General features: G+C 63.6%; 11 protein-coding genes. 5 read left to right on the top strand and 6 right to left on the bottom strand.

Going from position 1 to position 13,740, the window contains the following annotated elements; translation table 11 throughout:
* Window positions 1–212 (bottom strand): glutaredoxin domain-containing protein (locus AWC08_RS19080; RefSeq protein WP_272868261.1); only part of this gene is annotated, 212 nt, incomplete at its 3' end.
* A 277-nt stretch (window positions 213–489) separates the two neighbouring features.
* A complete protein-coding gene (locus tag AWC08_RS19085; protein WP_085088098.1) occupies window positions 490–2,292 on the bottom strand; it encodes a DNA cytosine methyltransferase in 1,803 nt (600 codons plus the stop codon).
* A gap of 268 nt (window positions 2,293–2,560) precedes the next feature.
* Here AWC08_RS19085 and AWC08_RS19095 point away from each other — a divergent pair, with 268 nt between their 5' ends.
* On the top strand, window positions 2,561–4,000 hold the full coding sequence (locus tag AWC08_RS19095) for a recombinase family protein (RefSeq protein ID WP_174900777.1): 1,440 nt from the start codon (window positions 2,561–2,563) through the stop codon (window positions 3,998–4,000).
* 196 nt (window positions 4,001–4,196) lie between these two features.
* Here the strand turns inward: AWC08_RS19095 and AWC08_RS19105 are convergent, their stop codons facing one another.
* The 3 genes from AWC08_RS19105 to AWC08_RS19115 form a co-directional block, all read right to left on the bottom strand.
* A complete protein-coding gene (locus tag AWC08_RS19105; RefSeq protein WP_055577392.1) occupies window positions 4,197–5,807 on the bottom strand; it encodes a replication initiator in 1,611 nt (536 codons plus the stop codon).
* A gap of 23 nt (window positions 5,808–5,830) precedes the next feature.
* Window positions 5,831–7,279, bottom strand: coding sequence for an FtsK/SpoIIIE domain-containing protein (locus AWC08_RS19110; RefSeq protein ID WP_055577390.1), 1,449 nt, complete (start codon window positions 7,277–7,279; stop codon window positions 5,831–5,833).
* A 99-nt stretch (window positions 7,280–7,378) separates the two neighbouring features.
* Window positions 7,379–7,720, bottom strand: coding sequence for an SCO3933 family regulatory protein (locus AWC08_RS19115; protein ID WP_055577389.1), 342 nt, complete (start codon window positions 7,718–7,720; stop codon window positions 7,379–7,381).
* 290 nt (window positions 7,721–8,010) lie between these two features.
* Between AWC08_RS19115 and AWC08_RS19120 the strand changes: the two genes are divergently transcribed.
* The 3 genes from AWC08_RS19120 (at window position 8,011) to AWC08_RS35530 (ending at window position 10,482) form a co-directional block, all read left to right on the top strand.
* Window positions 8,011–8,352, top strand: coding sequence for a putative quinol monooxygenase (locus AWC08_RS19120; RefSeq protein ID WP_231752410.1), 342 nt, complete (start codon window positions 8,011–8,013; stop codon window positions 8,350–8,352).
* Window positions 8,339–9,556 (top strand): helix-turn-helix domain-containing protein, encoded by a 1,218-nt coding sequence (locus AWC08_RS19125; protein WP_055577388.1) that lies wholly within the window; start codon window positions 8,339–8,341, stop codon window positions 9,554–9,556. The genes AWC08_RS19120 and AWC08_RS19125 overlap by 14 nt, the downstream gene beginning before the upstream one ends.
* Before the next feature lie 467 nt (window positions 9,557–10,023).
* On the top strand, window positions 10,024–10,482 hold the full coding sequence (locus tag AWC08_RS35530; protein WP_142283665.1) for a lysozyme family protein: 459 nt from the start codon (window positions 10,024–10,026) through the stop codon (window positions 10,480–10,482).
* Between the two features lie 422 nt (window positions 10,483–10,904).
* Here the strand turns inward: AWC08_RS35530 and dapA are convergent, their stop codons facing one another.
* The gene (dapA, locus tag AWC08_RS19130; RefSeq protein WP_085088101.1) at window positions 10,905–11,780 is read right to left on the bottom strand and encodes a 4-hydroxy-tetrahydrodipicolinate synthase; all 876 of its coding nucleotides are present in this window, start codon (window positions 11,778–11,780) and stop codon (window positions 10,905–10,907) included.
* Window positions 11,781–11,966: 186 nt separating this feature from the next.
* Here dapA and AWC08_RS19135 point away from each other — a divergent pair, with 186 nt between their 5' ends.
* Entirely contained in the window at window positions 11,967–13,349 is a 1,383-nt protein-coding gene (locus tag AWC08_RS19135; RefSeq protein WP_085088104.1) for a phenylacetate--CoA ligase family protein, read from the top strand.
* The last annotated feature ends 391 nt before the right edge of the window (window positions 13,350–13,740 follow it).

The raw sequence follows: 13,740 nt of genomic DNA on the forward strand, positions 1-13,740 counted from the left end.
TCGCGGCGAGGTCGTTGTTGTCCGTCGCCGAGCATCGATGAGACATTTTCAAACCGGCAAGAGAACAGGTAGCCCAGGGATAGCACGTAGTCACGCGCGTCGGGTTCGACGGTGATGTCGACGAGTTCGTGCGGAATGCCAGATTTGGCGAGAGCGCGCTTTGTCGCATCACACTGAACGCAATTCGGCTTCGTGTAGAGAATGGTGTTCACGGGTCCCCCTGAATGGTATTTGAACGGTCGGGTGGTGATATATACAGCATAGCCTATTCGGCTACTTAAAGCCATTGTTTGAGGAAATTTAAGCAGGTCATTTGTGCCATTGTTGCGAGTGCCAGAATTTGTCTGTATGCGCTGTTTATGGAAATTCGTTCGATTGTTGGTATTTGCGAAACTATCGCGGCGAATTGTCGAGGGTTGTGCGGTGTTCATTTGTTTCTTCTCCTGGCGTCTTTTCCCGGTGGTGTTCAGGTGGGTGAGGTGCCACGAGTCAGGTGGCGGTCAGTAAGTGGGCGATGATGCCGCCGAGCCATTGGGCGACGTTGGCGCTGACCGCGTTGCCGAAGCCCATGGTCTGCTCGGAGCGGTTGCCCACGACGCGGTAGTCGTCGGCGAAGCGTTGGGCGCGGCCGTGTTCGCGCGGGGTGAGCATCCGGAAGTGGCAGTCGTTGACGTCGATGCTTTCGGTCGCGGCCAGCAGGGCGGCCGAGTCGCGGGTGGCGACGGTGTGCAGGGGTTCGCCGGTGGGTTTGGCGGTGCCTTTGCGGTAGGGGATGACCAGGGACAAGTTGGGTCGCGCGACGATGCCGGGCAGGGGGTCGGTCACGCTTTTGGTCATGTGGCCGATCGCGGTGTAGTCCAGGCCGCCGTGGTGTTTTTGGATGAAGGCTCCGGCGGGCACGGTGAGCGCCTGGTGGCCTCCTCCGGTGCCGCCGCCGGTGGCCACGGTGGCCAGCGGGTCGCTAAGGGGGGTGACGTCGGCGTGGTTGCGCAGCACCGTGATCCAGGGTGCGGGTGTGCACAGGCCCTCGGTGTCGCGGGTCATGCGGGTGCGCAGCGGCTGGCCGGTGGTGGTGGCGGTTTCGTTCCAGGATCCGCCGGCGGGCACGATCATCGGTGGGGTGACCACGGTGTGGGGGCGGCCGTTGGCGGTGATGGTGCCGACTGGTTCGCTGACGGGTTTGATACGGCGCGCGTCGCCGTCGTGGTAGGCGCGACGGTCAAGCAGGAACGGTGGGCAGGCGGTGGCCTCGCCGCCTGTGCCGTGGTTGGTGGAGACGACGGCGGGTTGGGCGAATTGCTGCAGGCCGGTGCGGATGCGGCGCATGGTGGCAGCGGCAAGCGGTTTGGTGCGGTCTCCGATGCGCTGGCCCAGGTCGGTCCAGTCGATTGCGGTGGCGGCCGGGCGCACGAAGGGTTCGACGACGCGGTTGCGGCATGCCGTGTTGGGGCAGCGGTAGGTGTATTGGGTGCGGTACTTGCCGATGTGGCGGGCGGTGGGGCGTTTCCAAGATTGCACGGCGTGGTTGATTTCGTCGCAGTCCGGGCACCAGGCCAGCGGTCGGGGCCGAATATCAATGGAGGGCAGTCGGGTTGAGGTGAAGAAGATGTAGAGGCGGTCGCGCCATTGCGGGGCGTGCGGGTTGGTGTCGTCGCCGATGTGGGCCGAGGACACCGAGATGAACTGGTGGGTGTAGCCCAGGGTGTCCATCGCGGCCAGCCAGACGTTGAACAGCTCCCAGCTGGCGGCTTCGACGACGTTCTCGACGCAGACGATCTGGTAGCGGTGTACTTCGGTGGCCCGGACGACATCCCAGAAGGTGGCGCGGGTGCGGTCGAGTGCGGCGGTGGGGACGTGTCCGTCGGGCTCCAGGAGCGACAGTTGCGTTTGGCGGCGTGCGCGGCCCCCGGCTGGGGACAGTTCGGTGCAGATGGGGGAGGCCCACAGCACGTCGGTGCGCGGGAGCCGGCGCATGTCGTAGTTGGACACATCGGCGATCAGGTGATCAGCATCCGGGAAATTGAGGGCATGGGTGGAAATGGCTTTGTCCCAGTGATTTGCGCCCAACGCCAGGGTCAGTCCGGCGTTGGTCAGTCCGATGCTGGATCCGCCGTAGCCGCAGAAGATGTCGGTGTAGGTGATGCCGGTGGGCTGGCCGCTGGGTTGCCAGGTGCTGGGGTGGGTGGCCACCGCGGCCTGGACCTCGGCGAGCTGCTCGGCGCTCAGGCCGGGGGCGTGTACGCGGCCTGAGCGGGCGGGCCTGTTCGGGACTGCGGCTGGGGTGGTGTTCATTCGGAGGCTCCTTGGTCGGTTCGGGGTGGGGCTGGGATTCAGGGGGTGAGCAGGGTGAGTTGGTCGGTGGGTTGGCGGGCGGTGCCGGTGGCGGCGGCGATGACGTCGGCCATGCTCAGGTCGACCCGGAATCGGTGTCCGGTCTGTTGCTCCACGGCGGCGTAGCGTTGGGCGAGTTCGGGATTGAGCCGTGCTGAGCAGATCAGGTCGGCGCGGGAAGCCAGGACACAGAACCGGCAGGAAGGTCATAAGTTGTTAAACTACCCTCATGTCTGCGAAGAAATCTGCTGGTCAGAGTGTCGGGGTGGGGTCGGCGGCGATTTATGCCCGGATTTCCTCGGATGCGGAGGGCACTGGGTTGGGGGTGGCCCGGCAGTTGGAGGATTGCCGCAAGCTCGCCGCTGACCGGGGGTGGCCGGTCGGTGGCGAATACGTGGACAACGATGTGTCGGCGTTTTCCGGCAAGCCCCGCCAGCAGTATGCGCGGATGCTGGCAGACCTGGGCTCGGGTGATCGTGATGCGGTGATCGTCTACAACTTGGATCGGCTGCATCGGCGTCCGGTGGAGTTGGAGGAGTTCGTCACGTTGTGCGAGTCGGTGGGGGTGCGCGATGTGGCCACGGTGACCGCCGATATCGACCTCGGTAATGATGATGGGTTGTTCATGGCGCGGATTTTCGCGGCGTTCGCCGCCAAGGAGTCCGGCCGCAAGTCGGCCCGTATCCGCCGCAAGATGTTGCAGAACGCCGAGGCCGGGTTGCCGCATGGCTCAGCGCGCCCGTTCGGGTATGAAGCCGACAAGATCACCGTGCGCGAATCAGAGGCCACCGTGATCCGCCAAATGGTGGACCGATACCTGGCGGGCCAATCGCTGCGGTCGTTGACCATCTGGCTCAACGAATCGCAGATCGCCCCGAGCGTCGCGACATCGTGGCAGACCACCGCGGTGCGCCAGGTATTGTCCTCGGGCCGCGTCGCCGGGTTGCGGGAGCACCGCGGGGAGGTGATCGGTGCGGCGGTATGGCCCGCCATCATCACCCCAGCAGACCGTGATCGGGTGTTGGCGCGGATGGCGGCACGCTCCGTGACCAAATCCCGCACCGCACGAACCTACCTGTTGTCGGGGATGTTGCGCTGCGGGCGCTGCGGCAACCGATTGTATTCCCAAGCCCGGCACAGCAATCCGCAGAATCGCGTACGCCGCTACGTGTGCCTCAAAGGGCCGGATCATGGTGGGTGTGGCCGGTTGACGGTGGTCGCCGCCCCGGTCGAGGAATTGCTCGCCGAGGCCGTCATGGCGCGGCTGGATTCACCGCAGTTGGCCGACGCGCTGGCGGGCAAAACCACCGCTGATGCCGATGTTGCCGCGTTGGCCGCCCAGGTCGACGCGGATCAGGAACGTCTGGATGAGCTGGCGGGGCTGTATGCCGATGGCGCCATTACTGCGCGGGAGTGGATCGCGGCGCGTGATCCGATCACCGAGCGCATCATCGCGGCGCGCCGTGATATTGCTGCAGCGACCGACACCACCGCCGTCTACGAGCTGGCCGGCACTGGCGAGATACTGCGCAGCGGGTGGGCTGATCTGGACCTGGGTCGCCAACAGGCCATCGTCAAAGCCGTGCTCGATCACGCCGTCATCGCACCGGGCACCCCCGGTTCGCGCCGCCTGGATATCGACCGAGTGGCCCCAGTCTGGCGGGTATGACGCGCTGGCCGCTGCGGGCGTGTCGCCCCGACCAGGATCGCGACGCGTTCGATGACGGTCGGATCGGTCACGGTGACTGCCAGGTTCTGGCGTTCACACGATGCGGTCAGCCACGCGATGAACTCCGGGCGCTCGTGCAGCGGGACCGCGCCGGCATCGTGGTTGTTGGCAGCGCCGCCCGCGGGCGTCGTGGCCATCACCCTGTCCCGCGTGGTGGCGGCGGGATGCGGGTGGAGACAGTCCGGGATTCGGTGATACCGGTAATGCGGGCGCCGATATGGCGCAGCGCTGCGGAGATGACCAGAACGCGGTCCCCGGCGCTGGTGTGTCCCGCGCGGTCGAACTCCCACAGCATCTCATCGGTATCGATCGGTTGCTGCCGCCTGCCTGTGCTCGCCGTCACGTCGTCAGCGAAATGGGCGGATTGCGTATCATTCTGCCGCCCTGAATGTTTGGCTATCTGGTTACGGGTCCAGGTGGCGCGAGCGGCGCGCAGGGCGCCCATGGTTGTGGAGTAGTGCCGGGATTTGGTGGTGATGTGGCCGCGGTAGCCCAGGGTGTGCAGCCAGCGCCCAATCCCCGCTAACGACGGACCCGCGGACGCTGTGTGTTCGGCGAGTTCGGCGATGGTGGACAGGATGGCCCGCACATGCTCGCTGACGGCCAGCTCGCTGATCGCCTCGGCGGACAGCCGGCGCGCGGTGATCCCGAAGTCTTGCAGGGATTTGGTGACGTATTTCGCCAGATACGCCGCGACCCGACGCGGCGAAAGCCGCGACGATGCGATGGGTGCGGTTCCCGTTATCACGGAATCGCTTGTAGCCGTGATAGTTTCGAGTTCCAACGCTTGGGTGTCAATTTGGGTGCCGAACCGCACCGTGCGCACCCCGCCCTGGTTGGGGTAATCGTCGACGCGGGCGGGTACGTCGATGCTGACGCGACCGGCAGCGTGTTGGATCAAGGCGGCCAGCTCGGCGGCGGTGATCGGTGACGACCAGCCGGTGTGCTGGTCGGCTACCGGACGGGACTCCCCACCACCCCGAGGGGCGGCGGGGCCGTAACGGTTGTCGTCCCCTGATCCGGTGGTGTCGTTGTCGGCTGGTGGGTCGAGGCGGATCAGGGCGTGGATGTGAGGAATGGCGCGGGCTTGCAGTTCAACAACTTTGACGAAACTGACCCGCACTGAGCCGGGCTTGACCCCAACGACTTCCAGATGTGTCGCCACGGCGCGTCGTAGTGCGATGGTGAACCGGCGCCACAGCTCGGGCAGATGCCAGGTGAACAAGACATGCCCGAGGTAGTCGTAGCAGTCCCGGCACAACGGCTGGCCCACGGTCGGGTCATCGATGCTGTGGATTATGTTGCACCGCAACTGGTTTCCGTGCACGCACCGGCTGGCTGAGCTGGCACCATGGCGAGGGTGGCAGGGTGTGCCGGTGGCTTTGTGCACCGCCCCGTAGCTGGGCGCGGTCAGTGTGGCGAACACTTGCGGACGGTTGCCGACCTCAACGGGTACGTCGTGGTGGCCGCCGGCGGCTCCGGCGTGTACAAGTTGCCAGGTATCGCGGGCATACAGGTCTGAGCATGACGGGCACACCGACGCGCGGCGGTTGTTGCAGCGTGTCCACACGGTGTGCCGACGCCCAACAGTGTCGGCACCGGACAGTTGGATTGGGTGGGCGCAAAACCCGACGGATTCGGCGCGGCGCCACCACGGCCCGAAACCGGGCGAGGATGCGCGGCGCAGCATCTGGGTGATCACCGGCCCGGCATCGGCGGTGGTTGGTAGCCCCGGCAACACGATCATCGGGTTGTCCGCCACGGCGGTGGTCACCGCTGCCCCTGATTGTCACGGTGGCCAGTGCCAGGGGTGGTGTTTTGCGCGGTGCCTGGTGTGCGGGGGCGGGGTGCGGGAAAGGTTCGGGCCAGGCTGCTGATGTCGTGGTCGGTGACGTGAAACGCCCGTACCCGGATCGGGTCGGCGGTACCGTCGATCATCACATACCCGACACCGGGGGTGGCATCGGCGATGAGGTCGCATTCGGCGCCGGCATCGCGGGCTCCTTGGCCCAGGACCATCGCGGTTTGGGTGGCTTCGGTCATGCGGAGCCCGATCCGCACGGTGAACAGCTGCCGCACCGGCAGGGTGTCTTTGGCCGGGTCTTGCACGGCGGCGACCACCGAAATCCCGACCGCGCGGCCCTGGGAGAGCAGCAGGCCCAGCAGCTGTTCGGTTTCGGTGCGCAGTTTGCGGTCGGTGAGGTAGGCGGTCAGGGCGGCGATCTCGTCGATGACGACCACGATCAACGGCGCGGCCGGGGTGGGGGTGTGCAGGCGGGTGTGTCCGCGCAGCCGGTTGGCCCGCGTCTGCATCAACCCCACCATCCCGCGCAGCAATTCGATCGTGGGTTGGCCGGTGTGGTGGCAGAACTGAGAGAACATCCGGGCGCCGGCGCCCAGTTCCATGCCGCCTTTGGGGTCGATCACGCATAACCGCACCCGCCCTGTCGCGACCTGGGGCGCCAGTCCGGCGATCAGCGACCACAGCACCGAGCCCTTCCCGGCTCCGGTGGCACCGGCGATCAGGATGTGCCGTCCCAACACGGGTAGCTGCCACCAGGTCCGCATCTCGGTGATTCCGACCCGCACCGCGGCCAGGTCGACTGTGGTTGCCCGGGTCGGCATGGGCAGGGCGATGGGTTGGGCCAGCACGTCGCTGCGACCGATGATGATGCGCAGCTCGCCGGGGGTGGTGGCGCGGATCGTGAGCCGGTCGGCCCGCCATGCCGCCGCCAGCGCCGGAGCGCGCTTTTGCCAGTCGTTGATCGACTGGCCGGCCACCACCCGCAAGGTGAGAACGTCGGTGTGATTGCCGATCCGCACCGATTGCAAGACTGGCACCAGGCTGCGTTCACCGAGCCGGGCGGTCACACCGTGCAGGGTGCACACCGAGGCCCAGGTGCGGCGGTAGCGCCACCACGACAGCCAGCGCTGCCGTACCGGGGCGGTCACCCACGCGGTGAACGAGGACGGCTCCAGCACGGCCCAGCCGATAAAGGCGGCGCCGGCCAGGGCGGCGGTCAGTAGGCCCGCGCGGGGGCCGTGGGCGATGGCGACCCAGATCGTCAGGATGACCGGGACGCTGAGCGTGGGGAACAGGATTGCCCACCACAGCAGCTGCCCGGCGGCTTTGACCAGTCCCCAGATCAGCTCGCCGATCCAGTCGTCATCAGATGCTTGATTATCGTTGCGGTTGTTACGGTTTGAGGTGTTCGACATGAGGGCACGCTTTCCATTGCGACGGGTTGGGGTGTTGCCGGGGAGGCCGGCCCGACAGCCGCACCGCGCTCATGCGGGTGCTGTCGGGCCAGACCTCGATTACCGGGTCTGCTGGCCCGCCTTCGCGGCGACCGCGCCCGGATCGGCGGCGGTGATGGTTTCGGCGCGATACGCGATGCCCGAGCGGCCGTCCTGCGACCAGGGCAACGCCACCAGACCCGACACCGCAACGGGTTGGCCGACAGTGACTTTCGGTTCGCCGACCACGGTGACGGCCAGCACCTCGCCGCCGGTGGCGTCCAGGGCGATCAGCTGGACCTGCCACAACGCCTGCCCGGTCGCCTTGTCGATCCGTGGGGCGCCGGTGTCGAAATTGGTGCGCTGCTCGGGAATCCGGGTGCAAAGGAACGTCACGCCGGTGGTCTCGATTCGTAGCTTCATGATGGTGTGTCCTGCCTTCTCGGGTGAGCGGCCCAACGGTGTTGTTGGACGCGCCACCCAGTGCAGCCCGGCACCAGCCAAGGTCGAGAACGGAGGACCAAAACACACAGCGCGGCTGTGCAAAACTGTGCGCCGGCCGCACCGTCGCATGCGGATTCGCGGTTGACGCCGCCCCCGGCCGGTGCCTGCGGGTCTTCTCAACGCCGCCACCGAGGCAGCCGGGTAGGGTGTGCGACAACCGCGCACACGAGAACGACAACAGCGCGCCACAGCGGTGTCGCACGTTGGGGGTGACATTGTTCGCACTGCTGGTCAGGTTCAGTCTTCGCGCGGGACACGAGGACGCCTTCGACGCACTCGTCGCCGACACATTAGCCGCGATCACTACCGAGGAACCCGACACGATCATCTATGCCAGCCACACCCAGGCCGGCGAGGCCAGCGTGCGGGTGTTCTACGAGTGCTACCGAAGCCACGACGCTTTCCACGCGCACGAAGCCGCGCCACACACCCGCCGGTTCCTGGCCGAGCGGACCCAGCATCTGGCCGGCCCACCCGAGGTGTGGACCCTTACCCCCGTTGCCGGTGCGATCAACGGGCAGCCCCTTCGAGGCGACGGTGCCCCGCGCTGACCCCACAGCCGGGGACCTGGTTCGTACCTACCGAGAAGCAAAGAACTGGTCACGGGAGCGCCTCGGCGACCACATGCACAAATCGGCCAGCTGGGTCTCCCAGACCGAACGCGGCGAACTACGACTGGTCGACCTCACCGTCATACAACGGCTGGCCGCGGTGCTGGGCGCGCCGTTACAGGAGCTCATCGAGGCCGCCCTGGGACCCGACACCGAGACCGCCCGCAACCGGCCCTACGTGGAGCGGCTTCGTCTGGCCATCGCCGGTCACCCCGCTCCCGACAGCATCATCACACCGGTAGCCGATGGGCCACCCTGCGATGTGGAATCTCTGCGGCAGCGCACCCTGCATATCTGGGAGCGCATCCATGCCAGCGCCTACCGCGACATGGGGCCAGCCATCGCCGCCCTCATCGGTGAGCTAGAGAATGCCAGCCGAACCGCGGCGAAAACTCAACGCCCCGAACTTCTTTCGCTGCTGGCCCAGACCTATCAAGCCGCCGCGGCGATGCTGGTCAAAGTCGGCGACCGAGGTGCGGGATGGGTGGCCGCCGACCGCGCCATCGCCGCCGCCGAACGCACCCACGACCCCGCCCTGATCCTGGCCGGTCAACTGCGCATGGCCCGCACCCTGCTCGACTCGAGCGAACAAGCACTGGCCCGCCACGTCTTAACCCAAGCCACCCGACGCCACGAAGCCATCATCGCCGGCGGCGATCACAGCCTGATCTCACTCGTGGGCTCCAGCGCGCTGCTGCTGGCGATCCTGCACGCCCGCGACGCCAACACCGATTCCGCCGAACAATGCCTGATCGTGGCACGCCGGCTCGCCGCCGTCCTGGGCGCCGACCACAACCACCACGACACCGAATTCGGACCCACCAACGTGGCCATGCACGCCGTCGGGGTCGCGGTCGAACTCGGCAACGGACAACAAGCCCTCGACCGCGCCGCCCACGTCCGCCACCCCGAACAACTCTCCCCCGAACGCCAAGCCCGCTACCTCATTGACATCGCCCGCGCCCACCTGCTGACCCGCTCCGGGCGCGGCGCACTGCTGGCCCTGATCAAAGCCGAACAGATCGCCGCCGAAGAACTCGCCGAATCACCCCGCGTCGCCGAACTCATCGACGACATCGAAGCCCTCAACCGACGCCCACGCCTAACCGGCCTACGCGAACTCCGCCAACGCCTCTACGGCTAACGCTAAGCGCCCGCTCCCGCCCACCCCGACACGGCCGCTGCGTGCCCGCCGCCTCGGCCATCGCAGCACTGCTCCACAGCTCACCGCCTACCCGAGCTGATCGTGCCTGCCCTGCGGGCGGCTACCTCCGGGCTCCGCTGCGCTCCCTCTGCTTCCGTCCGCTAGCGCTCCCGTCCGCGCCGGTCGCTCCACTGCGCCCTGCGTCCGCCACCCGTCACCGAGACCAGCCCACCGGTGAGCCGTGGGAGAACTTCCCTAGTCCAGACAACGGGCAGTGACGACAGTGCGCATGGCGCCAGCAAGCGCAGCCGTCGAGTCGCCATCGCTGCCGCAGATCAGGTCACGACCAACTCCTGACAACGATGTCTGACCTCGGCGGTGAGGAGTTTCCTTACTGCTATCAAGTTCCGAAGAGTCACATGCTATGACTTATCGCACACGTTCCCGCTATGTGCTTGGATTCGCCTATGACAGAGGAGGATTGGTCGACGATTTCTGGGCTGCGAGAGATTAGTCGGCTGCGCAGTGGTCGCATAGCTGGCTGGGTACGGCCGCTTGCATATGCGGTCGGATACCACAACGGACAGGTCTGGTCTTTTCCATACATCAACCCGCCGGGTCAAACGCACGCGCTCCCAGCGGTGATTCTCGCAGAGACCACCGGATATTCCGGGGGCACCCGCGAATTTCGAATAACGAGTGCTCAGTTAGCGGCTGCGATTAATAGCCTCGCGCCCGCAGAAGTTATCACGCACGTCGAACATCCCAACATTCAATCGTGGCGGAAGGTGCTTGCCCGACACCAGACCGAGATCGCGGCGGTGTTTATTGCTTCACTTGATGACCCTCCCGCCGGCTCTGCCGACGAAGCGCTGCGCAAACTTCTGGGATCAAAGATGTCATCGTCGGGCGAGTCCCATGGCTGAGTTCACTCAAACAGAGTCGGGCTGCATGTCCGGGACCGCGTTGATCTCACAGACGTCTACGTATGCCAGCATGCGCCAGGGTCTTAGGCAGGGGTCCCCTCGCCTAGCTCGAGTGGCGTTTGCTGACCGGACATGTGTTCATCACATCTTCCGGCCGACATCGGCTACAGGACCGAAACTCCGCAACCTTAATCACTGGGAGAAAGCCAATTGGACTGCTTGAGTGGCGTCCTTGCGGGGCTTAATAGGGATGACGCTATATCGCAACGAAGCACGAAATGCCTCCCACATTCATAGTCGAAAGACTTTTGTGATCGTCGTCCCAGTCGTCCCTCTTTCCGATACAGCGCGGTTGCTGCGCTGTCGTCGATACCAATCACCGCCAATTGATACGTAGACTCCCAGTCGTCGCGGACAACGCACTAATTGCAATCTCTACGACCCACGATGCCGTCAAGCACCTCAGCAAGTCCCGGAGAGACGCTTGTTAATGGCAGTCTGCATTCCGGCGACCGAAGCAGGCCCAAGCGCCAGAGACAGTATTTGAGGGGAATGGGATTAGACTCCGCAAATAATGATGGTATCATCCCGCTGATTTCACGCCAAGACATTCTTGCCCGGACAATTTCCTCTTTGCTGATGGCGTCGGCAACATCGACAAACGACTCGGTCCGGAGATGGGCTGACGCTAGGATGCCGCCAGCAGCTCCGTTGGCGAGACTGGTGAAGTACAGCGGGTCTTCACCTGTGAGAACGGCCAGGTCGTCCGGCGCCCGCTCAAGAAGGTCCAGGCTTTGCAGGATGTTCCCTGTGGCATCCTTGATCGCCCGCACGTTCGGTACGGTTGCTACAATTTCCAGAAGAGCATCGTTCGGCAAATTAATACCCGTTCGATAGGGAACGTTATAAGCGATAATTGGTCGACTCGTACTTGAGGCGGCGACACTAAAGTGTTGGATCAAACCGTCGATTGGCGGCCGATTGTAGTACGGTGTTACAAGTAGGTAGCCGGTTAAATCAAAGCGTTCGAATGCCTTGATCGTGTTCCCAACGTCGCGTGTCGAATTTCCGCCAATACCCACGTAAATTGGCAGCGAGCTACCTATAATTGCAACAGCGGCGTCAACAAAAGCTTTTTGTTCACTGAGCTCAACAGTGGGAGCCTCACCTGTAGTGCCTAAGAGGACGAACCCGGCAATGCCCGTTGCTTTGTAGTGATCGAGGAGCCGGTGCAGCGATTTAAGATCGAGCTCACCTTCATAGAATGGCGTGACGAGCGGAAGGTATACACCATTCATCCTGTCCAATGAGCCACCCTCCTTGAGTCGTAGGATCGATAGCGGCCCACCCACGGCGTTCCGCTCCTCTCCGGGAGGCTATCATCAGCCACGAAGCTCCCCGCCAGATGCGACTCTGCCATGTAGCGGCCAGCTCGACGGATGGTCGCTTCGCATCGCCACCCACTACTTCGAGGAGGCACTCCCGTGGATGCGACCGAATGGCGCGACTTTATTAACCGTTGGGATACGGACAAGGTCTCGACTGAAGAGCTCGCAGACTGGCATGAACGATCGCTACGCAACGTCGTTAGGCATGTCAAGGATAGGTCGCCCTTCTACCGGAAACGCCTGGCTGGGATAGATGCAGACAACTTGACCCTCGCAGATCTTGGCGAGATTCCATACACGACCAAGGACGACCTTCGTGACGCGATGTATGACCTCCTTTGCGGCGGTGTGGGTGATGCGGCGTTTTTCTTCACTACCACGGGGACGACCGGGCGCTCGACCCCCTGCCCCAAGGCTGAGATCGATTTCGACCTCGATGTCCTACCTATGGCGCAGGCTCTTGATAAGGTCGTGAAGGAACACTTCAACGAAGGTGATCCTCGGCCCGTATTGGCTGTGATTGCCCCAAACGAACTGCACATGGCTTGCTTATCGATGTCGTTTGCCGCCAAGCAGATCGGTATAACGAAGCTCGACTTATTTCCGATTTCACCCGTTATCGGATTCGACCGCTTTTTTGAAGTGATGCTCGAGCTCAAGGTAAACATGATTCTATGCTCACCGGGCCTTCTTATGGCGTTGGCGGAAATGAGCGAAACCTATGGGGTTGACGTGCGAGCAGATCTCTCGCTTCGGTGTCTCCTGACGACAGGCGAGATGTGTACGGATAGCATGAAGGCACTGCTTGAGGAGACTTGGGGCGCGACTGCTTACGACTTCATGTACGGCTCCCAGGAAGCCGGCGTCTCCATCCGAACGAATCCGGACGGAAGCCTAGTTCCAGTGCAGCCAACCTATCTACTCGAAGTACTCGACCTTGACACGGGGAAGACGCTCGGCTTCGAGGGGTACGGAGAGCTGTGCTTGACGACGCTAATTCCCGGCATCAAGCCCCTAATTAGGTATCGCACCGGCGACCTGGTTGAAATCAGCCGCAGCAGTTCGGGGAGCCTTACGGTCCGTCAATTCGGACGAGCCAAGGACATGGTCAACATCGGCGGACATAAGCGCACGGCCGCGGAAATCGAGAATGAGATCCTCGTCGATCCGACTCTCGTCTATGGGTACGAGTTGGAGATACAGTCCGACGGTGGACAGGACCGCTTGCTAGTACGCGTAAAAGCCAAAAATGATGCCGACAAAAATAGGCTCAAAGCTTTGATAGCCGGGCGTCTTACTACTGCATTCGGCGTCCCCGCTGATGTCGAGATTCATCCATTGCTTGATATGAGAACCGCTACAGGTGCATGGGTTAGTTGGAAGACTGCCCGCGTAAAGGACGTACGTATTGCGGTCGCCGACGAAATCGAAGACCGATCTGCTGCCGATCTTGCAAGGGCAGCGAATGAAGCGATCTAAAGATACGTCGGTGCTACCATTCGGCATCTCAAGCTTTCGGTTCGAGCCTCAATACGCGGCTTGTTCATGACACGGCATTTTCCACGTCGACATCGACGAACGGAACAAGGATCTTAGTTTAAGTTTGCCTCGGCAGGCGCGCGTGTGAGGACTAAGCTTTATTGAGCCCGTTAAATCGCCTGTGCTTTGCGCTCCGTAGTGTCGTTGCAAAGGAATAGCAGTCCGAGGGCGCCAGACATTAAGTCTCTATTAGAGAAATGCACTTGGTTTTGGAGTTGGCTAGCGGTTGATCCGAGTCCTGTGGATCTCGCAGATGGCGTGTTCCCGGTGAATGAGTCCAACCAGTTTTAGAGTCCTGTGGCCCGATGTCGGGCTGGAAGGGACGATGAAT

Source organism: Mycobacterium gordonae, assembly GCF_002101675.1.
Classification (GTDB): Bacteria; Actinomycetota; Actinomycetes; order Mycobacteriales; family Mycobacteriaceae; genus Mycobacterium; species Mycobacterium gordonae.